Raw genomic sequence first — 19,892 nt, 5'->3', positions numbered from 1 at the left:
TCCGTTTCGGCACTTCACTCTCGTACGGGGTGTCTCAGCCGGTCGGCCAGTCCGGCACCTGCGGCGGCGGATGGTCCGAGTCCGGTTTCACATGGCCGTCGCTGATGGTTCCCCGCCACTGCCCGGTCTCCCGGCCCTGGCCCTCGATGTACTCCTTGAAGCGCCGGAGATCGTCGTACACCTGCCTGCGGATCACGCCGAGGGCGTCCCCGACCCGCTCGGCGGGGCCGCGCGGAGTGAAATCGATGCGGAAATCGACCCGGCAGCGGGTGTCGCCCAGCGACCGGAAGCGCACCGAACCGGTCAGGTGGGGCGTGCCGACCGTGCGCCACACCACGCGGTCGTCGGGACGCTGCTCGGTGATCTCCGCGTCGAACTCACGGGTCACGCCGCCGAATCTGGTCACCCAGTGCGTCATGGAGGAGCGTGAGCGCTCCACCCGCCGTACGCCACGCATGAACTGGGGGAAGCACTCGAACTGAGTCCACTGGTTGTAGGCCATACGGACCGGGACATCGACGTCGACAGCGCCTTCGATGACGCTCATAGCTGCCCTGCCTCTCCACGACGGACCTGGGACGCGGTACACCCGGCCGTACACCACGCGACCGGGTGCCCGATCCGGGGACTCTCAACCGGGCGATGCCGTTCCGCGGCCGACGGCCAGCGACGAGGATTCCCCTCCGCGGCCGTCTCACCTCCTGAACTCGCCGAACACGGGCACCGTGACCGTCCGTCTGGTCGTACGGGCCGCCGGGTGGAACGGGCCGTACGGGCCGGCCTCCGGGCGGCGGACCGGAGCGTGTGGGGCACCGGAGCACATCAGCGCTCCACGTACTCCCAGTGCTCCCCCAGGACGTCCGTCGTGTGCTCCAGTTCCTCCATCAGGCGGGTCGCCTCGACCACCAGCACCCCGTAGGGGCGCGCCGGGTCCATCAGCGGGAGGGACCGGTGTTCGGCCTCCTCGGTCATCTCGCGCCGACGGCGCCGCGCCCGGGCGACGAGTCCGTAGAGCTGCTGTCCCTGGCCGTCCAGGGCGTCCTCGTCGAGACTCCCCAGAAGCCGGGTGATCTCCGCGAGCGCGTCGAGGAAAGCGCCGTAACGTGTCAGGAAGGGGCCGTAGTGGTATTCGTGCTCCTCCTTGCGCCACTGGTCCAAGCTCCGTGTCAGCGAGGCCAGTTGGTACAGAGCGCGCTCCAGCGCCGACAGCACGGCGGCGTACCCGTGGAAGGTGGCACGGGTGTGCTTGCGGGTCCGGCGGCTGCCGAACAGCCGCAGTGGGTTGTAGAGCAGGCTCTCCTCGGCGGTCCGCAGGTCGGTCCGGGCCTGGTCGATGCTGGCTCCGATCCCCTCGGCGCGCGAGCGCCATCGCGCCGTGTGCTCCCGGTCGGCCCGCCCGTCGCCGAGTACGGGTCCGATGTCTTCGAGGAGGTCGCTCATGGCGTCCGCGAGCAGGTGGATGCCGTACTCGGCGCCTCGGTAACGAAGGGGCGGCACGATCGTGCCGTTGACGACGACGGCCACGACGGCGCCGATGAACACCAGCAGGATGATCTGTCCGAGCTGGAGAGCGGTGTCGCGTTCGTCACCCGCGCTGGTGTAGGTGGAGAAGGCGAAGAACGCCGCCGTGGCGACCTGGTTGCCCTGAGGGCCGAGCGCGGGCCACCGCCCGATGAACAGGGCGATCAGAGCCACCAGGACGAAGGTGAAGAGGTCGGGGCCGGCGAGATACACGAGTCCCGCCTGCACCAGTACACCCGCGGTGACGGCCCCCACGTAACGCAGCGCCTGCGCCAGCGACCGGTAGATGGTCACGTGCATGAGCAGGACCGCAGAGAACGGGGCGAACGCCGGCGACGTCGCGTCCAGCAGGTAGTAGGCGATCACCCACGCCACGGTGGCCGCCAGGACACTCTTGGCGGTCAGCAGCAGCGACCGCCGCTCGTCACCCGCCCCGTCCCGAGCGCGCCGGAGCCACTGGCTAGCGCGCCGTACGACGCCCTTCCCCCGGTCCGCGATCCGCGCGCGGCGCTCCGGGGAGCGCCGCCCGTCCCGTACGCCCGCCGTCAATTCGGACCCTCGAAGGGGACGGGGGCCGGGGGTTTCGTGTCGTCCATGTCCCCCGAGTACCCGTACGCGTCGGTGCAAACGTCCGTTGGATTCACTCAGCGGCAGCACGTCCGCCCACCCCGGCCCCGCAGTGCGGCGCGGGCAGCGGATGCGCCAGGACTCGCGGTGCGTGCTCCCGGTCGAGCCCCTCCCGCTGAAGCCATGGTCGGGATGGACACCCCGATCGCTGCGGACCGCCCCCGCGCGATCGCTGCGGACCGCCCCCGCGCGGTCGCTTCAGACGGCCCCGCGCGCGTGCGACGGAGCGCTCTCCACCGCTTCCGCCAACCGGGCGAGCATGCTCCGGTGACGCAGCTGGATCAAGGCGTCCACGGCCGTGTTGTGGAGCAGCCCGCCCGGCCCGCGCAGCGGGTGTTCGTCAATGATCACCAGGGCGTTCTCGCCCCAGGGCCGGACCTCGACCGCGATCCGCGCCGTGCCGAGCCGGCCGCTGTCGGCCTCCAGCTCCAGCACACCGGGCTCCTCGCACCGCCGCACGACAGTGCTGCCCGACGCCGACCACCGCCCCAGCCGGATCGTGTACGTGATGCTGGAGCCGACCTCCGGCCACGCCCCTTCCTCCGGGCGCGACTCGGACGTGCCGACCACCCAGTCGCCGTAGCGCGAACCGTCGGCGAGCACCGCCCACACATCCGCCACGGGCCGCTCGATCAATCGATGTCGTACGGCCATCGGCCCTCCAGCCCTGGACAACGGCCCCGAGTGGGCCGGCCGCCAGGTACCCGGCGCGCTCGACCGCATGTCTCCCACTGTCCCAGGGGTTCGGGAAACCCGCCGCCCGTCGGATACCGAACGTACGGGTCCCGCGGGCAATCCGGAGGCCATAGCGTTGCAGACAGTTGCCTCGGGGAAATTTTCGGCATCTCACCTGCGAAGACGGGGCGGATCGTTGTGGCCGGGACCGAATTCATTCCGTGGAGCGCGTGTGTGAGACCTGAATCGCCGGGCACGTGACGGCCAGGAGAAAGCGTCACCGCCCCGAACGGCGGAGCGTGAATCTCGCCCGGTCCATAGCGCTTTTGGTGCCGGGAAAGCATTTCTATGCATGAGGGAGACGTTTCATGAGTGACGACATCTGGGGTTACCAGCCGACCACCGGCCACACCGCGGGAACCGACCTGATCGGATACAAGGTCGAGGCGACCGACGGCAGCGTCGGCAAGGTCGACAAGCACTCCGACGACGTCAACTCCTCGTACCTCGTGGTGGACACGGGCGTCTGGATCTTCGGCAAGCACGTTCTGCTGCCGGCCGGCGTCGTACGGGCGGTCGACGAGGCCACGCGTACGGTCTTCGTCGACCTCACCAAGGAGCGGATCAAGGGCTCCCCGGAGTTCGACAAGGACAAGCACGTCGGCGACGTGGGCTATCACCAGCAGCTCGGCGGCTACTACGAAGGCCACCGCCCTCGCTGACGCGGCACACCATGACGGGCACGACACGAGTGGGGCGGACCGGGTACCTTCCGGTCCGCCCCACTCGCATGTCGTCCCGCGTTACCCGGCGGGCATATGCGGTTCACCGGCGAGGATTGGCCATGTCCTTAATTTCGACTTGATTCAATCGCCGATTGACCGGAAGTCTCTTTTCCTTTCCGTCCGCCGGGTCGATGTGACAGCTTTTCCGAGAGAGGACAGGGACCGGATATAACCAGGGGGGCGTACTGGGGAGCACGAGCGCATGCCGGGGGCTCACGGCAATCTGAAAAGTGCCTCAGCTTCCGGTCGGCAAGGAGTTCCCGTCGGCGTATGACGGGCAGTGGATGTGATGCCGACCGGCGACCCACCACCTACAAGGGGACGTGCATGATCCATGTTCAAGTCGTACACAGGGTCGGACTGTTCCGTTCAGCTCTTGTGGCGCTGTTGCGCTGCGAGGAGACACTCCATGTGTCGGCGTCCCACAAGCGCCCGGCCCATCAGGAGGCGCTCTGTCCATCACCGCATGTATGGGTGAGCGATATCGACTGTCTCGATGACCCGGCGCGCACGGGAATGCCCGGACCCGGCAACGGGCAGGGCGGCATGGGGGCGTTATTGGTGCTCACGTCGGAGAGAAAGCCCGGAGCGCTGATGAGGGCATTCGAGGCGGGGGCGCTGGGGTATGTCAACAGAGACGGGGACCCCAGCCGGTTGATCGAGGGGATTCACCGGGTGGCGCGCGGTGAGCGGTATGTCGACGACTCCCTCGCCTGTGATTTCCTCCAGGCGACCAAACTGCCCCTGACGCCAAGGGAGTTGAGCGTTCTGGCGCTCGCGGCGCAGGGCTCGCCGATCGGCGACATCGCGGCCTCGCTGCATCTGTCGAGCGGGACGATACGCAACTACCTGGCCTCCGCGATACGCAAGGTCGGCGGGCGCAACCGCATGGACGCGATACGCATCTCCCAGGACGCGGGGTGGCTGTAGCTCCCGCCGGGCTCCCGCCCTCGGCCGTTCAGCGGCCGACGGGCGGCGGTGTGTGCTGCCAGTGGCCAAACAGGTCGCGGTAGAGCGCCGAGCTCGTCAGCAGTTCCTCGTGCGTGCCGAACCGCGGCGTGGTGCCGTCCAGTACGAGCACCCGGTCCGCCCGGCGCGCGGACGACAGCCGGTGGGCCACGACGATCAGGGCGCCGTCACGGGCGCGGATCCCGTCGGTGAAGGCCCGCTCGGCGAAGGCGCGTTCGGCGCGAGCTTCCGCGGCCGGGTCCAGATGGCAGGTGGCCTCGTCGAGCAGGACGAGTGGCGCGCAGGAGAGATACGCGCGGCACAGCGCCAGGAGTTGGCGCTCACCTTGGGACAGGCCCCGGGGGTCGAGTACGGCGTCCGGGCCGCCGAGCCGGTGGACGAGTGGCCCGGCGCCCAACGTCCGTACCGCGTGCGCCAGTTCGCCGCTCGTGGCGTCCGGCCGCAGATGCAGGAGGTTGTCGCGGACACTGCCGGTGAAGACGTACGCCTGCTGCGGGATGAGGACGCGCCGGTCCGCGAGGTCCTGAGCGGTCCTGCCGGTCACCGGTTCCCCGCCGAGCAGCACCGTTCCGCTGTCGGGGGCGACGAGCCCGGAGACGACACCCGCCAGCGTCGACTTGCCGATACCGCTCGGGCCGACGACGGCGATGTGCTCACCGCGGCGGACGGTGAGGTGGAGGCGTTCCAGCACGGGAGGTGAGTCGGGGCCGTAGGCGTGGGTGACGGCGCGGACCTCGACCGCCGGCGCGGTGCGCGAGGGGCGTCGGCCGCTCGGGCGGTCGGCGTCGGCGGCCGGGGCCGGGTTCGGGGCCGGAGCCTTCGGGGGCACGGGAACGGCAGTGGCGTCGTGGAAACGGTCGACCACGACCAGCAGCCTCGTCCCCGCCGCTCCCAGCGCGGTCATCATGCTGTGCAGCGCGGGAAGCAGCGCCTGAAGCAGATACGTGAGCGCCCCCGCCAGCGCGCCAGTCGTCACCCCCTGCCGCAGCAGCCACGGAGTGGCGACGAGCAGGAGGAGTACGGGCAGTTGGCCCGCGACGCCGAGCGCCACCGTACGCAGCGCGGCCCACCGCGCGAGCACGCGCGACGTCCTCTCCGCGGTGTCGATGAGCCGCCCCGTACGCTCCGCCGCGTCCGCCTGCGCGCCGCAGGCCACGAGGTCACGATGGCCGGCCGACACCGCGCCCACGCCTTCGGCCACCGCCTCGTCCGCGTCCAGGAAGGAGCGCTGGGCCGAGGCCATCGGGAGCAGCGTGGCGAGGAAGAGCGCGATGCCCAGGACGAGCGGGGGCAATACGACGAGGAGCAGTTCGGGGGCGAGGGCCAGCAGGCCGACCAGTGCGCCGACGGCGTTGAAGACGAACGCCCTTACGGTGAGGACGAGTCCGGCGAAGCTGTCGCGGACGATCTCGGTCTGATGGGTGAGCCTGGAGACGGCGCCGGTGTCCGAGCGGTCGTCGGTGCGGGCCGGATCGGTGACCGCCCGGCGCAACGCCTGGCGGACCGCGCGCCGTACGAGCGCGTCCCGCAACGGCTCGGTCAGCTCGGCGAGTTGGGCGAAGACGCCGCGCATCGGAGGTCCGGCGCCGAGGATCGACACGGCGGCGACGGCGAGCCAGAGAAGACCTGTCCCCGTCTGTCCGGCGAGGAACCCGCGGTCGAGGGCCTGGGCGAGGCAGTACCCGCCGAGGAACGTCTGCGCGGACTCCAGCAGCGACCACCCGCCGAGCCGTAGGAGGACCCGCTTCCTGGCCGCCAGGAACCGCCGCGCCGGAGGCAGGTTCCGGCGCAGCGCCCCCCTGCCGGGGGAGGTGTCGGCGGTCGGCGGCTCGGCGGCGACCGGTGACTTGGCGGCGGCGCTCACCGGTCGGCCCGTTCGGCGGCGGTGTGTCCGGGGGCGGGTACGGGTGCGCGGTGCGCGTACTCGTCCGTCTGCGAGGCCGCCGCCGGCACGAGATCCGGAGCGGCGGGTTCCGTGGGTGCACCGTGCGGGGGTGCGAGTTCCGGAGACGCCAGTTCCGGAGACGTCAGTTCCGGTGGCGCGAACAGGGCGCGGTACTCCTCGGAGCGCCACAACTCCTCGTGCGGGCCCGTCGCCCGCACCCGGCCCTCCTCCAGCCAGATCACCAGGTCACAGCGGGCAGCCGAGGAGAGGCGGTGGGCGACGATCAGCCGGGTGCCGTGCCGGACGTCCCGTGCCAGTGCGCGCTCCACCTGATGCTCCGTCACGGTGTCCAGGCTGGACGTCGCGTCGTCGAGCACCAGCAGCCGTCCGGCCCGCGCGAACGCCCTTGCCAGGCCCAGGCGTTGAAGCTCTCCCCCGGAGAGCGGCGCGGCATGCGGCGCGGTCGCGTAACCCCGCGGCAGGAGCCGTACGAACGAGTCCGCGCTCGCCGCGCGTGCCGCCGCACGGACACGTTCCTCCGTCATCGGCGAACCGCCTGCCAGCGCCTCGCCGAGCGTGGCACCGAAGAGGACGGGGCGCTCGAAGGCATGGCCGACCTCGCGGCGCAGCTCGTCCCGCCGGAGGGCGCCGAGCGGGACGCCGTCCAGCAGGACCGTCCCCCCGTCCGGTTCCGTGAGCCGCCCGGCCACCGCCGCCAGCGTGGACTTCCCCGCCCCCGAGCGGCCGACCACCGCCACGGACGTGCCGCCGGGAATCGTCAGATCCACCCCGGCGAGGACGGTGCGGTCCTCGCGCCGCACGCTCACTCCGCGCAGCTCCAGCGTCCCGCGCCCCTCGGGCGGCAGTGTCCGGGCTCCGTACGTCATGGCGGGCAGCGCCATCAGTTCGGCCGCCCGGCGGGCCGCCGAGCGGCTGCGGATCAGGGAGCCGAGCAGGCCGGCGGCCGTACCGACGCCGGCGGCGAGCGCCGCGTACCGGCCGACGGCCAGCAGCTCACCGACGCTCATGTCGCCGGACGCGAGCCTGATGCCACCGACCGCCAGGACCGCGACCGTGAGCAACGGCATGAGCACACCGCTGCGAGCGACGGCCGCGCCGTGGATCCGCCACATCCGGCTGCCCTGTGCGGCCAGTTCGGGCAGCGGGGCGAGGACGCGGTCGCGGTCGCGTGCCTCCGTTCCGGCGGCGGCGATCGTACGGGCCCCGGCCAGCGCCTCCACCAGACGAGTGGCGATGTCGGCCTGGACGCGCTGGTAGCTCGCGACGCTGTCGGAGGAGCCGCGGGCGAAGGCCCGCAGGACCAGCACCAGCAGCGGAAGCCCCGCGAGGAACGTGAGAGCGGTCCACGGGTCGATCAGGAACAGCGCGACGACCGCTCCCGCGGGCGCGAGTATCGATGCCCCGAGCGTCGCGGCGGAGACGGGCGCGGTGGACGCCTCGGTGGCGTTCGCCGTGAGCCGGACGGCCACGTCGCCGGGCGGGAAGCGGGAGGCGTGGCCGGGCCACGCGGCGAGCAGACGGCCCACGCCGCGGGCGCGGAGCCAGGCGGCGGAGCGGGCGCTGGTCGTACCGCCGAGCAGGGCCACCGCGGCGTCCAGCAAAACTTCGGCGATGATCACGGCGGCGCAGGCGAGCAGCCAGGGGTCGGCGTCCGGGCTCCGCCGGAGCAGGAGGTCGAGTGTGCGGCCGAGGACGGCCGGCAGCGCGAGGGACGCGACGGCGGAGGCGGCGGAACAGAGGAAGACCGCCGTGGTCCGGCCCGCGCTGTGGCGCGCGGCGCCCAGCAGGAGACCGGCGGCTGTCGCTTCACGGTCCTCCGGGACGGACGGCGTCTTCAAGAAGGGGTCCCCTCGGTTCGGGCGGCGGCCGGTGCTGATGTCCCCGGTGGGTGAAGCGGGCAACGCGCGTGCGGTGCGTGGTGCGCGCCGCGTGTACGTGCGAGATGTGCGCGCGTCGCGCAGGACGTACGTGTACGGACGGACGCCCGCGAGCGCCGGACGGGCTCGGAAGCCCGTCCGGCGCTGCAACAGGTCATCGGCCTGCCGACGACCAGCGGTGTCAGTTACAGGTGGTGATGCTCAGGCTGCTGTCACCGCAGAGCAGCAGGCTCGCCCGGCTGCCGGTGGCGACGTCGCCCGTGGCCTCTTCCTTCGGGGTCTCCATCGACTGCAGGTCAAGAAGGTTCATGACAGTGCCTCTCTTTTTTGGGGACGGTGTGCTGGTCACGACTCCAGGAGGAGCCGGTTCATGGGCCGCTTCTTCAGCGGCGGGAGGAACGGCAGTCGCGCGGGTTCGTCCGCGTGGGCGGCGGCGACTGCCAGCAGACAACCGGCGGTGCCGGTCGCGAGGTCCATGGAGAGCCGCATCATCTGCTCTCCGGGGAAGGCGAGATGCCCCTGGTAGGGCAGGGCGTGCCAGGCGAGCGCGTCCATCTGCCGTGCGATGTCGGCCGGTTCGGTGCCTGGGCCCGTCGCCGACGTACGGCTGAGGTGGAGCACCATGCCGGCCGCGCCGCGGAAGAGTCCGGGCTGCGCGTAGAAGGTCGCCTGCGCCGCCCACACGATGTCGCCGCGCGCCCGCGCGAATCGCTCGTCGGCGCGGTGGACGAGATAGTCGTCGAGGACCATCCCGATACCGACGCTGCCCGCGCCCAGGTAGGGCATGGTGCGCCAGCCCTCGTCCACCTGGAGCGTGCCGCCCGCGCTCTGCACGCACCGGTCGAGGTCGTTGTGGAGCGCCTTGGCCGCGAGGTCGAGCAGCGCGGTGTCGCCGGTGCGTTCGTACAGGCGGATGAAGAGGAGGGCCGTGCCCGCGCCGCCGTACAGCAGCCCGGCCCGGCGCGTGCCGTCGGCGGCCGTGTCTCCGGGAGCCGCGTCCATGGCACGGGCGGCGAGCTGTGCGCAGCGCATGGCCCCGTCGGCCAGTCCGCTCTCGCCGGTCGCCGCGCCGAGAGAGTCGAGCGCGAGTCCCAGGCCGGCGGCGCCGCCGTGCAGATCGGCGGGCAGCTCGTCCCAGGATTGACGGAGCGTCAGTTCGGCGAGTTCCAGGGCACGGTGGGGATGGCCGAGTCGGTGCAGAGTCCAACTGAGGCCCGCGAGACCGTCGTAGAAGCCCAGCGGGGTGCCCGACTCGGGCTGCTTGGTCCGCTCCAGCAGCCATTCCTCGGCGTGCGGGCAGGGGTCGGCGCCGCTCTCGGCGAGGGCGTAGAGGACACCGGCCGCGCCGTATCCGAAGGAGAGACCCCCGCCGGTGGTGGCGAACTGGGCGATGTCACCCGGGAAGTAGCGGTCGTCACGTTCGGGGGTCGCGGAGGCCAGGATCGCGCGGACCATGGAGTCGCGGCTGTACGGCCAGTCGGCCGGCTCGGCCGGCAGATAGGGGCCGGACGTGGCGGGTACCGGGATACGGAGCCCGGTCGCCACGGTCGTACCGATGCCGGTACCGATACCGGTGCTGGTGTCGCGGCCCGGCTCGCGCACGATCTCCGCCACCGCCGCGTCCAGGAAGCCACGGTCGACGGGGAACTCCCGTGCCACCACCTCCGCCAGATGCGCCGCCTTGCCACGGTCGATGGCGAAGAGGCTGGTCAGCGGTATGAAGAGGGCCAGGCGCAGACAGGCGAGGGCGTAGCGGTCGACGTCGAATCCGCGTCGGCCGGCAGGAGCGACGAACGCCGGATTGGCGACGGTCTGCCGCCCGTTGTCGGCGGCGGGCGCCGCGGCCTCGAAGTCCAGCAGCACGACGGAGGTCTCGTCCTCGGAGACCATGATGTTGAACAGGTGCAGGTCGTTGAAGACGATCCCGCGTGCGTGCACCGCCTGGACGGCCTCTTCCACCAGCCCGTACACGCGCAGCGCCCACTCGGTGTATTCGGCGAGCCGCTCCGCGCCGGGGTCCGCGTCGATCAGCGGATGTCTGCGGGCGAAGAAGGTGTTGAGGGGTCTGCCCTCGATGAACTCCAGCACCAGGAAGTGGTGGCCACCGAGCTCGAACGCGTCGAGGACCTCCGGGGTGCAGGCGAGCCCCGACAGCTGTTCCAGCGCGTACCGCTCCCGGGCGAGCCGGGTCACCGCGTCGGCGCCGTCCGCCGCCAGACCGGCGTGCGGCCTGGCCTCCTTGAGGACCACCTTCGCGCCGGTCCTGCTGTCGCGGCCGACGTACACACCACCGCCGTTGGAGAAGTGCAGGGCCTGTTCGACGACGTACGGCGACGCCTCGACGGTCGTCGCGGCGCGCGCTTCGAGATGGGGCCGCAGGACGTCGGGCGGGGTGATCCAGTCGGGCGTCCGGAAGACGGGGCCGCGGGGATCGGGTACAAGCTTGCCCTCGGCGTTCTCGATCGCCGGGCGCAGCATGCCGCCGGCGTAGCAGTCCCGACGCGTGAAGCTGCCGTAGCGGACGTGGACGGGGCCGGCGTTCCACCGGAGGTCGCTCAGGATGTACGGGCCGGGCTCGCCGGCCAGCAGTGCGTCGAGTTCACCGGCAATGCGCCCGAACTGCTCGTCGTCCGCCGGGTAGATGGTGATGAATTTTCCGCTGGCGCCGCGGTCGGCGTATTTGGCGTTCCGCGTATGCAGCAGATATCTGCTCGGCACGAATTTGAAAGCGATGCGACGGTCGACGCAGTAGGCCATCGTCCGGTCGAGAATCGACTCGGCGTTGTCCAGACAGGCTGAGACATGAATCTTCCAGCCCTGGGCCGGGAGTTCGTGCTCCACCGGACGGAAAGCCAGCCAGTCACCGCTGTGATGACGCTGCCATCCGTCGGGCACGGGGCGCCGGGCGGCCTCGTACCACTCGCCCGTCCTGGGCGAGGAGGTGCCCGCAGATTCGGCGGCGCCCGGTGCTTTGGCATTGCCTGTCGATATGGCGGTGCCCGTTGATTCGGAGGCCGCCGATTCGGCGGTTCCGGTCGGTTCATCAGCCGGGGAAAGGTGGTGCGGCGAGTCGTAGAATTGCCGGTCCGCATCGCAGAACACGGCGTAACCCTTGTTCACACACCCTCCCTCGTCGGCGACAACGCCAACGTTGCCACGGTGCCGAGGGCGGCCCATAGTCGCCGATGTCACCGACACGGCGTGCATTACGCACGAGTAACAAGGGTGTTTCGTCGAGCGTCCTTCCGGCACCGCGAAGGCGGCCACACCCGAACGCCCGCTCCGCCTCCGGCGGCCCGACCCCTCCGATCACGCCCGCGAACGCGCCGCCCGCACGAACGACGGGCCGACGGGCAGCACAGGGACAATGCCGCCCAACACGGCGCGCGCGAACCGGAGTCCAGCATTTCCGTCGCGCCTACGAGGCCGGGCTGGATGTGAGGCCGGCCCGGAGGATGCCGAGGTAGGCGTCGATCGCGGCGGGCTGTCGGCCCGCCGGGTGTTCGTTGATGGCGTGGATCAGTCCGCACAGGAGTTTCAGCAGGTTCTCGCCGGTGAGGGCGGGGGCCGGGCGGATGCGGCCAAGCAAGCGGGAGGTGACAGCGGCCAGTTCGGCCTTCGCCTGGCGCAAGGAGTCCGTCTCGTCGGTCGCGGTGATCAGGACGTCGATGAGGCCGGGCCGGGCGAGCGCGGCCAGCAGTGCCGTGTGGAGCACGTCGACGAGGGCCTGGACGGGCTCCGGGCGGTGCTCCGCCTCGGTCGCCGCGGCGCTGAGGTCGCGTACCGAGTCCTCCAGGACGGCCTCGAGCATCGCGCGCCGGGTCGGGAAGAGGCGGTAGACCGTGCCGACCCCCACGTCGGACCGGCGCGCCAGTTCGTTGAGGGTGAGCGTGATCTCCCCCGCCCTGACGGCACGTTGGGCCTCGTCGAAGATCCTCTGCCTGTTCCGCACGGCGTCGACCCGCACATTCCCTCCCTCACGATGCGATGTGGATAGGTTATCAGTTTGGGTGCTACGGTGAAGTCGATAGCTTATCCACTTCTCCCCCGGGGGCAGCCCTGACCGTCGCGTTCGCGCACGGAGTGCCGGAGACACCGACCATCTGGAACGACATCCGGGAACGGATCGAGCAGCCGAGCGTGGCCCTTCGGCTGCCCGGCTTCGGCAGTCCTCGCCCGGCCGGCCTACGGGACAAGGAAACGTACGCGGCCTGGCTCGCCGACCAACTGCGCGCCGTCGACGGGCCGGTCGACATCGTCGGCCACGACTGGGGCGGCCACCTCGCGATGCGGGTCGTCTCCGCGTACGACGTACCCGTACGCAGCTGGGTGTCCGACGTCGCCCACGGCTGGCACCCCGACTACCAGTGGCACGAGGCGGCCACCCTGTGGCAGCGGAGCCCTGAGGGCGAGGAGTCGCTCGCCGGACTGCGCAAGTCGCCCACCGGCGGCGGATACACCTTCGGCGACATGCTCCAGCCGCGGGGCATGAGCCCCCAACTGGCAAAGGAGGTCGACGACATCCACGACGAGGAGATGAGCGCGGCCATCCTGGCGCTCTACCGCTCGACCTGGCCCAACTTCCACGCCGACTGGGGCCGAGACTTCGACCGCCCCGTCACGGCCCGGGGACTGATCCTGACCCCGGCCGGCGACCCCGGGGCCCAACCCGCACGGGACCGCGACATGACCGCCCGGCTCAGGACCCAACTGACGGAACTGGACGGCCTCACCCACTACTGGATGCTCCAGGACCCCGAACGCGGCGCCGGCGCACTGCGCCACTTCTGGGCATCACTCCCCGACTGAGAACCGCGGCGCTTGGGGGCGTTGCCGCGTATGAGGCGGCGCGGGGTCCGCCCCTTGCGCGCGAGCACGGGGCGGAGTTCCGCCAGGAATGGCGGTTTGGCTCCGTACGCACACTTACCCGCGGTAGAACTGCCGCACATCTTGACGTTAATGGTCCAGACCAATACGTTCCTGTGCGCACCGCTCCCTTCCGGCACGCGCACAGGAAACGAGCCTCATGCCTCGAAAGAACCTTTCCCGGCTGGCCATCGCCGCCCTCTCCCTCGGCCTTGTGGCCACCCTCGCCCCCTCCGCGGGCGCCGACCCCGCCTCGCGCGGCGACAAGCACGGCTCGCACCCCTCACACGGCTCGTACAAGCAGGTCGGCTACTTCGCCCAATGGGGTGTCTACGGGCGGAACTACCAGGTCAAGGACATGGACACCAGTGGGGCGGCAGCAAGGCTGACCCACATCAACTACGCCTTCGGGAACGTGAGCGCCGAAGGCAAGTGCTTCACCGGCAACACCCCGGGAGAGGCGGACGCCTGGGCCGACTACGCGCGCCCGCTGGACGCGGCCGGCTCCGTCGACGGCGTGGCCGACACCGACGACCAGCGCCTCGCCGGCAACTTCAATCAGCTGCGCGAGCTGAAGGCGAAGCATCCCGGTCTCAAGGTCCTGATCTCGTTGGGAGGTTGGAGCTGGTCGAAGCACTTCTCGGACGCGGCACTCACTCCCGCCTCCCGCCGTGCGCTGGTCTCCTCCTGCATCGACCTCTACATCAAGGGCAATCTGCCCGTCGACGGCACTCGCGGCGGCGCGGGAGCCGCTGCGGGTCTCTTCGACGGAATCGACCTCGACTGGGAGTGGCCCGGTTCCGCCGGCGATGTCGGCACCGTGTTCCGCCCCGAGGACAAGAAGAACTTCACAGCGCTCGTGCGGGAGTTCCGCAAGCAACTCGACATGTACGCCAAGTCCCGGAAGGGCCACGCGAAGCGCAAGCACTACGAGCTGACCGCGTTCGTCCCCACGGCCCCGGCCAAGATCGACGCGGGTTTCGAAGTCTCAAAGATCATGCGGGACTTCGACTTCGTGAACCTCCAGGGATACGACTTCCACGGCACCTGGGAGCCCACGACCGCCCAGCAGTCCGCGCTCTTCGCCGAGCCCGACGACTTCAGCGTCAGCCAGACGGTCAACGACTGGCTGCGGCGCGGCGCGCCGGCGCGCAAGCTCGTGGTCGGCATGCCCTTCTACGGCCAGGGCTGGACCGGCGTCTCGGGCGGCGGCACCGGCATGGGCCAGCCCGCGACCGGCCCCGCCCCGGGCACCTGGGCGAACGGGAACGAGGACTACAAGGCACTGAAGAAGCTCGCGGACTCGGGGGCGTACACCGTGCACCGCGACGCGAAGAACGGCCACGCCTGGCTGTTCGACGGCAAGACGCTGTGGACGTACGACGACCCGCAGGTACTGCGAACCAAGTCGGCGTATGTCCGGGCCAAGGGACTCGGCGGCGCGATGTTCTGGTCGCTGGACGGGGACACCCCCGACGGCGAGCTGATCAAGGCCGTCGACCGCACCCTCGGTCGCCGCTGATGGTCTGAGTATCGAAGAATCCCCAACTCGGTTCACTGGCAAGGGATCCCCGGTTACCGCAACCGGGGATCCCTCGCGCACTCCTCGCGAACCCCGGCCTCAGCGGCGTGCCTTGGCGCGATCGAGAGCGACGACGCCGACCGCGGCGAGGCCGATCTGGATGAGCCATTCGATCCAGTCGGGACCGTCCGTGTCGCCGACGCCGAGAGCCGAGGCGAGAGCCGTACCGATCAGAGCGGCCACGATGCCGACCGCGATGGTCCAGAGAACACCGATGCGCTGGCGCCCGGGGACGACGAGCCGCCCCAGGACGCCGATGATGATGCCGATGATGACCGCGGTGATGATGCCTGAGATCTCCACGTCGTCTCTCCCGTCGCACGCGAGTTATGTGTCGGTTCGTCTTCCCGCCGCACCGCTGTTCAGTCAAGGGCAGAGGCTTTTCGGACTTTTCCCGGCGACCCGGCGGGATGCGAGGTCCACGCGAGGTGCCACCTCTATTGTTCTACAGACTTGTAGAGGTGCCCAGACCTTGGTCGCACCCGGACTCGGCGGTTCGCGCTGCCACGAATCGCGCGTATGTGAAGGAGTGAACGCCACGATGGTGTTCAAACGGCTACTCGGCTCACTCGGTGTCGGCGGTCCCACGGTGGACACGGTCCTGGACCCCGGTGTGGCGGTGCCAGGTGGGACCCTGCGAGGCCAGGTACACCTCAAGGGTGGAAGCTCCAGCTTCGACATCGAGCAGATCACCCTCGAACTCGTCGCCCGGGTCGAGGCGGAGACCGAGGACACGGAACACGAGGGCACCGTCGTCTTCGACCGGTTCACGGTCGGCGGCGGCTTCCGGCTCGCCGAGGGCGAGCAGCACAGCGTCCTCTTCTCCGTGACGCTGCCGTGGGAGACACCGGTCACGGAGCTGTACGGCCAGCCGCTCGGGGTCGTGCTCGGACTGCGTACCGAACTGGCGGTGGCCGGCGCGAAGGACAAGGGCGATCTGGATCCGCTCGCGGTGGGGCCGCTGCCGGCCCAGGAGGCGATCCTGGAGGCACTGGGGCAGCTCGGTTTCGACTTCAGGTCGGCGGATCTGGAGTACGGCCGAATCGGCGGCACGGGTCAGCAACTGCCGTTCTACCAGGAGATCGAGCTCTCACCGGCCGCGCGGTACGCGCACGCCGTGAATGAGATCGAGGTGACCTTCCTCGCCCATCCCGGCGGCATGGAGGTGGTGTTGGAGGCCGACAAGCGCGGCGGTCTCTTCTTGGGCGGCCATGACGCGCTCACCAGCCACACCGTGAGCCACAGTGACGTCACTCAGCAGGACTGGAACACGGAAGTCGACGCGTGGGTGCGCCAACTCGTCGAGCACCGGGCCTCGTACGGCACCCACAGCGGGTTCGGCCACGGCGACGCCCACGGCGGGTACGCGGACAAGGATGACCACGGACACGGCGGGCACGGGCACGGCGAACACGGCGGTCACCGCTCCGGTCCTGGTATGGGCACCGTCGTCGCCGCGGGCGCCGCGGGCCTCGCGGTGGGAGTCGTCGGTGGGATGGTCGCCGCCGAAGTGGTAGACGAAGTGGGCGACTTCTTCGAGGGGGACGAGGAGGAGGAAGAGGGCGACGAGGGCTGAGGTGGGGCGGCGGCGGGCGTACCGGGCTCGCGCGTCCACCGGTGGGGTGCGGGGGCCATGGAGCCGCCCGCGCCCCGTCCGGGCGCCGGTGTTCAGCTCGCCGGAGTGGGCATCTGCTTGATGCCGTCCGGCCGCGGCGCGGTAACGCCAGCTGCTGCGCGTGTGGTTGCGGGCGCCACGTTGGTGGCGACGCCCAGCAGCCACGGACGCAGCGACCCACCGTCCGCGTCCGTCCTCTCCCGCGTACGCCAAGCCGCCACGAACGTCCCCGACATGACGTCCTCCTCGACGGACCAGTCAGCCGTCAGCCGGAAGGTGCGGTTGTACACGACGCGCGCGTGGCGTCGAACAGCTCCGCGAAGGCGTCTGGGTCGCCGCACGCGGCTGCGGCCGGCCCGTCCCCACGCCGCGCCGCACCCGGCGGGAGATGCGACCGTCGTCACAGAGGTCGTTGTGTCGAGAACGTCGCGCCCGCTCCGTCCCGGGGGCACGAGCGGCCACGGCCGGCCGCGTGACACGGGAGGCACTTCGCCGTTGGTGACATCCCCGGTACTGCACGTCCGCGGCCCCGACGGCATCATCATCGGACTGGTCGAGAAGCTCAACTGAAGTGGATCGCCGGTCAGCACGTTCCGAATCCAGACTTCCCTTCCAGAAAGGACCGCCTGTCATGGCTGTCGCCGATGACCTTGACCACGCCACCGATTCGCAGTGGGACTGGGTCGCTGAGCAGACCCGTACGTATCTGGCCTCGGGTGGCACCGAGGGACACGAATCGAACGGCGTCTACACGCTCGTGCTCGCCACGACCGGACGCAGGACCGGCACCGCGCGCCGCACGTGCCTGATCTACGGCACCGCGGGCGAGGACTTCGTCGTCGTCGCCTCCAAAGGTGGTGCCGACGAGGACCCTGCGTGGTTCAAGAACCTCCAGGCGGAGCCGAGCGTCGGGGTGCAGGTCGGCGGCCGTCGGTTCACCGCTCGCGCCCGGGTCGCGTCCCCGGCCGAACGTGAGCCGCTCTGGCTCCAGATGGCGGGCATCTTCCCGTTGTACGACGAGTACGCGCAGAAGACCGACCGCGAAATCCCGATCGTCCTGCTCACTCCCCAGGACTGACCCCGACAACCGCCCCGCCGCCTGTCGTTCCCTCCCACCGCCCGCTCCTGCGCGCCGCCCGGCCGGGAGGGCACCACAGGCGGCTCCTTCAACTCCCCCGGCGCCGGATCGACTTGGCGGGACATCGAGGACCGGGCCGACGGCCGCCGACGGGGTCTTCGCCGGTGAGTCACTGACGGACACCGGTCTGCGCGGCCCGGCCGACCCGGGCGATCAGGCGGCTGTTGTGGGCGGCGTGCTTGAACCCCGGGGTGTGGTGGGTCCCGTTCGCGATGTCGCGGGCAAGACTGGAGTACACCTCGCCCACATTGATGGACGCACCCGTCCAGATCTCGGCGGCAGTGGGTCCGGTGCCGGTGGCGACGGGGCTGTCCGGTACCGCGAAGTCCACGCTCGACGACAGCACGAGGTCGCCGACCTGAACGCCCGCGGGGTGACTGCCGGTCAGCTTCAGCCAGCCGTCCGATCCACGGACCTCCATACTGAATCGGGCGTCCGGCACAGGCACGCCGGCCAGGATCTGCACTCCCACCGGGGCGCCCGACGAGGTCTTCATGATGGCGTCGAGGTGATCCGGGACCTCCCGGACGGTCGTCGTGCCGGTGTCGACCAGCTTGACCTCCGGCCACAGGAGTTCCGTGCGGGCATCGATTTCGGTGATGTCACCGAGCACCGCCTCGATCACATCCAGAACGTGGCCGACCGCGATCGTCAGGAAGCCGGCACCGGCCGCCGCCTTGTCGAAGTACTCGTAGGTGCTCACCGACTCCGGGCCGTTTCCGAATGTCGTCGCGGTGACCCGCGCCGAGAGCGGTCGCCCGAGCCGGCCCTGCGCGATGATCTCCGCCGCGCGACGTACCGACGGATTGAGCCGGCCCTGCAGACCGATCGCGGTGTGCAGCGAACCGGCCGCGTCGGCCATCTCCTCCGCCTCCGCCACGGTCGTGCCCAGCGGGGACTCCGAGTACACGGCCTTGTCCGCCGCCAGGGCGGCGAGCACGAGTTCGCGGTGGGCCGGGACCTTCACCGCGACCGTGACGAGGTCGATCGAAGGGTCGCCGATGAGCTCGTAGGGGTCCGCGAACCACCTCTTGGCACCGAAGGTCTCGGCGGCGCGGCGTGCGCTCTCTTCGTGCCGGGTCGCCACGGCCTCCAGGGAGAACTGCGGCTGCGCCGCGAGTGCGGGAATGTGGGATGCCCCCGCCCAGCTCGCTTTCGTATCGGCTCCGATGATGCCGACACGAATCATGTTGCTCCGCACGCTGTCCAGCTCCATTCATTGGTCTTCGATCGCGGCACGGCCGATCCGTGCCGCGAGGGTCGTCACTGAGTCACCGGGTCACCGGGTCACTGGGTCACTGGTTCGATCACGGCCATGTCGGGCTCCGCGTGGCGAGCGCCGGACGCCGGCGCCAGATCCTTCAGACGGGCGAGGTGGCCGGGGGTGAGCCGGATGCTGTCGGCGGCGCTGTTCTCCTCGAGCCGGTCGACACGCTTCGTTCCCGGAATGGGCGCGATGCCTTCTCCTTGTGCGAGCAGCCAGGCCAGAGCGACCTGGGCGGGCGTCGCTCCGACGTCGGCGGCGATCTCGCTCACCTCGTCGACGATGCGCAGGTTGCGCGTGAGGTTGTCCCCGGTGAAACGGGGATTGGTGCGCCGCCAGTCGGCGGCGTCCAGGCCGTCGAGGGTGCGGATGTCACCGGTGAGGAAGCCGTGCCCCAGCGGCGAGTAGGGAACCAGTCCGATCCCGAGTTCACGCAGTGTGGGGAGCACGTCCGCTTCAGGGTCGCGGGTCCACAGCGAGTATTCGCTCTGGACGGCGGACACCGGATGAACGGCGTGCGCCCGGCGGATCGTCGCCGCGGACGCCTCCGACAGTCCGATGTGGCGCACCTTGCCCGCCGCCACCAACTCACTCAACGCTCCCACCGTCTCCTCGATGGGGGTGCCGGGGTCGACCCGGTGCTGGTAGTACAGGTCGATGTGACCGGTTCCCAGCCGCCGCAGCGAGCCCTCGACGGCGGCTCGGACGTTGGCGGGGGTGCTGTCCGGGCCCGGTCGCCCGGTGTGGGAGACGAGGCCGAACTTGGTGGCGAGCACGACCTCGTCCCGGCGGTCCTTGATCGCGCGACCCACCAGTTCCTCGTTCACGTAGGGCCCGTACACCTCTGCGGTGTCCAGGTGCGTGACGCCGAGGTCCAGAGCGCGATGAATCGTGCGGATCGACTCGGCGTCCTCACGTCCGGCGCCCGTGTAGAACGCCGACATACCCATCGCCCCGAGTCCGATGCGTGAGACCTCGAGCCCGCCCAGCGACGTGACCTGCATTCGACAGTCCTTTCCTGGATTTTGTGTGCCGGTCGGCACATCGATGCGCGGACCGGCTTTGAG

The 19,892-nt window shown here is 70.5% G+C and carries 18 protein-coding genes; 6 read left to right on the top strand and 12 right to left on the bottom strand.

The window, feature by feature from the left end; all coding sequences use genetic code 11:
- Window positions 1-34 precede the first annotated feature (34 nt).
- From ACFWHU_RS24835 to ACFWHU_RS24825, 3 genes are all read right to left on the bottom strand, one after another.
- Complete coding sequence (locus ACFWHU_RS24835) at window positions 35-547, bottom strand: SRPBCC family protein (protein WP_385792648.1); 513 nt, start codon at window positions 545-547, stop codon at window positions 35-37.
- A 275-nt stretch (window positions 548-822) separates the two neighbouring features.
- Window positions 823-2,070, bottom strand: a complete 1,248-nt coding sequence (locus ACFWHU_RS24830; protein ID WP_387227246.1) for an aromatic acid exporter family protein — start codon at window positions 2,068-2,070, stop codon at window positions 823-825.
- Between the two features lie 276 nt (window positions 2,071-2,346).
- A complete protein-coding gene (locus ACFWHU_RS24825) occupies window positions 2,347-2,802 on the bottom strand; it encodes an SRPBCC family protein (protein WP_387227244.1) in 456 nt (151 codons plus the stop codon).
- A gap of 389 nt (window positions 2,803-3,191) precedes the next feature.
- On the opposite strand from ACFWHU_RS24825, the gene ACFWHU_RS24820 reads away from it, so the two are divergent.
- Window positions 3,192-3,545, top strand: a complete 354-nt coding sequence (locus ACFWHU_RS24820; RefSeq protein ID WP_385792652.1) for a PRC-barrel domain-containing protein — start codon at window positions 3,192-3,194, stop codon at window positions 3,543-3,545.
- Window positions 3,546-4,202: 657 nt separating this feature from the next.
- The gene (locus tag ACFWHU_RS24815; protein ID WP_385792653.1) at window positions 4,203-4,538 is read left to right on the top strand and encodes a DNA-binding response regulator; all 336 of its coding nucleotides are present in this window, start codon (window positions 4,203-4,205) and stop codon (window positions 4,536-4,538) included.
- A gap of 28 nt (window positions 4,539-4,566) precedes the next feature.
- Here the strand turns inward: ACFWHU_RS24815 and ACFWHU_RS24810 are convergent, their stop codons facing one another.
- The 5 genes from ACFWHU_RS24810 to ACFWHU_RS24790 all read right to left on the bottom strand — a co-directional run bounded on the left by ACFWHU_RS24810 (window position 4,567) and on the right by ACFWHU_RS24790 (window position 12,327).
- The gene (locus ACFWHU_RS24810) at window positions 4,567-6,441 is read right to left on the bottom strand and encodes an ATP-binding cassette domain-containing protein (protein WP_387227242.1); all 1,875 of its coding nucleotides are present in this window, start codon (window positions 6,439-6,441) and stop codon (window positions 4,567-4,569) included.
- Window positions 6,438-8,321, bottom strand: coding sequence for an ABC transporter ATP-binding protein (locus tag ACFWHU_RS24805; protein ID WP_387227239.1), 1,884 nt, complete (start codon window positions 8,319-8,321; stop codon window positions 6,438-6,440). Before ACFWHU_RS24805 ends, ACFWHU_RS24810 begins: the two co-directional genes overlap by 4 nt.
- 220 nt (window positions 8,322-8,541) lie before the next feature.
- Window positions 8,542-8,670 carry a SapB/AmfS family lanthipeptide gene (locus tag ACFWHU_RS24800; protein WP_023536623.1) on the bottom strand — a complete coding sequence of 43 codons (129 nt, stop codon included), beginning with the start codon at window positions 8,668-8,670 and terminating at the stop codon, window positions 8,542-8,544.
- A gap of 35 nt (window positions 8,671-8,705) precedes the next feature.
- Window positions 8,706-11,480 carry a class III lanthionine synthetase LanKC gene (lanKC, locus tag ACFWHU_RS24795; RefSeq protein ID WP_387227236.1) on the bottom strand — a complete coding sequence of 925 codons (2,775 nt, stop codon included), beginning with the start codon at window positions 11,478-11,480 and terminating at the stop codon, window positions 8,706-8,708.
- 298 nt (window positions 11,481-11,778) lie between these two features.
- Window positions 11,779-12,327: a TetR/AcrR family transcriptional regulator gene (locus ACFWHU_RS24790; RefSeq protein WP_387227235.1), complete on the bottom strand. Its 549-nt coding sequence runs from the start codon at window positions 12,325-12,327 to the stop codon at window positions 11,779-11,781.
- Window positions 12,328-12,443: 116 nt separating this feature from the next.
- Between ACFWHU_RS24790 and ACFWHU_RS24785 the strand changes: the two genes are divergently transcribed.
- On the top strand, window positions 12,444-13,169 hold the full coding sequence (locus ACFWHU_RS24785) for an alpha/beta fold hydrolase (protein WP_387227232.1): 726 nt from the start codon (window positions 12,444-12,446) through the stop codon (window positions 13,167-13,169).
- 217 nt (window positions 13,170-13,386) lie between these two features.
- A complete protein-coding gene (locus ACFWHU_RS24780; RefSeq protein ID WP_387227230.1) occupies window positions 13,387-14,748 on the top strand; it encodes a glycoside hydrolase family 18 protein in 1,362 nt (453 codons plus the stop codon).
- 99 nt (window positions 14,749-14,847) lie between these two features.
- On the opposite strand, the gene ACFWHU_RS24775 is transcribed toward ACFWHU_RS24780, so the two are convergent.
- Entirely contained in the window at window positions 14,848-15,111 is a 264-nt protein-coding gene (locus ACFWHU_RS24775) for a GlsB/YeaQ/YmgE family stress response membrane protein (RefSeq protein ID WP_385792660.1), read from the bottom strand.
- Window positions 15,112-15,349: 238 nt separating this feature from the next.
- On the opposite strand from ACFWHU_RS24775, the gene ACFWHU_RS24770 reads away from it, so the two are divergent.
- Window positions 15,350-16,384, top strand: coding sequence for a sporulation protein (locus tag ACFWHU_RS24770; RefSeq protein ID WP_385792661.1), 1,035 nt, complete (start codon window positions 15,350-15,352; stop codon window positions 16,382-16,384).
- A gap of 92 nt (window positions 16,385-16,476) precedes the next feature.
- On the opposite strand, the gene ACFWHU_RS24765 is transcribed toward ACFWHU_RS24770, so the two are convergent.
- On the bottom strand, window positions 16,477-16,713 hold the full coding sequence (locus ACFWHU_RS24765; RefSeq protein ID WP_387227227.1) for an RNA polymerase sigma factor: 237 nt from the start codon (window positions 16,711-16,713) through the stop codon (window positions 16,477-16,479).
- Between the two features lie 341 nt (window positions 16,714-17,054).
- On the opposite strand from ACFWHU_RS24765, the gene ACFWHU_RS24760 reads away from it, so the two are divergent.
- On the top strand, window positions 17,055-17,501 hold the full coding sequence (locus ACFWHU_RS24760) for a nitroreductase family deazaflavin-dependent oxidoreductase (protein WP_385792663.1): 447 nt from the start codon (window positions 17,055-17,057) through the stop codon (window positions 17,499-17,501).
- 169 nt (window positions 17,502-17,670) lie between these two features.
- On the opposite strand, the gene ACFWHU_RS24755 is transcribed toward ACFWHU_RS24760, so the two are convergent.
- Both ACFWHU_RS24755 and ACFWHU_RS24750 read right to left on the bottom strand, forming a co-directional pair.
- Window positions 17,671-18,762, bottom strand: a complete 1,092-nt coding sequence (locus tag ACFWHU_RS24755) for a Gfo/Idh/MocA family protein (RefSeq protein WP_387227226.1) — start codon at window positions 18,760-18,762, stop codon at window positions 17,671-17,673.
- 86 nt (window positions 18,763-18,848) lie between these two features.
- On the bottom strand, window positions 18,849-19,829 hold the full coding sequence (locus ACFWHU_RS24750; protein ID WP_387227223.1) for an aldo/keto reductase: 981 nt from the start codon (window positions 19,827-19,829) through the stop codon (window positions 18,849-18,851).
- Window positions 19,830-19,892 lie beyond the last annotated feature (63 nt).

This window comes from Streptomyces sp. NPDC060366 (assembly GCF_042725135.1).
In the GTDB taxonomy this organism is placed as follows: Bacteria; Actinomycetota; Actinomycetes; order Streptomycetales; family Streptomycetaceae; genus Streptomyces.
Note: the sequence above shows the minus strand (reverse complement) of the source record. Positions and strands in the feature narration are given on the sequence as shown.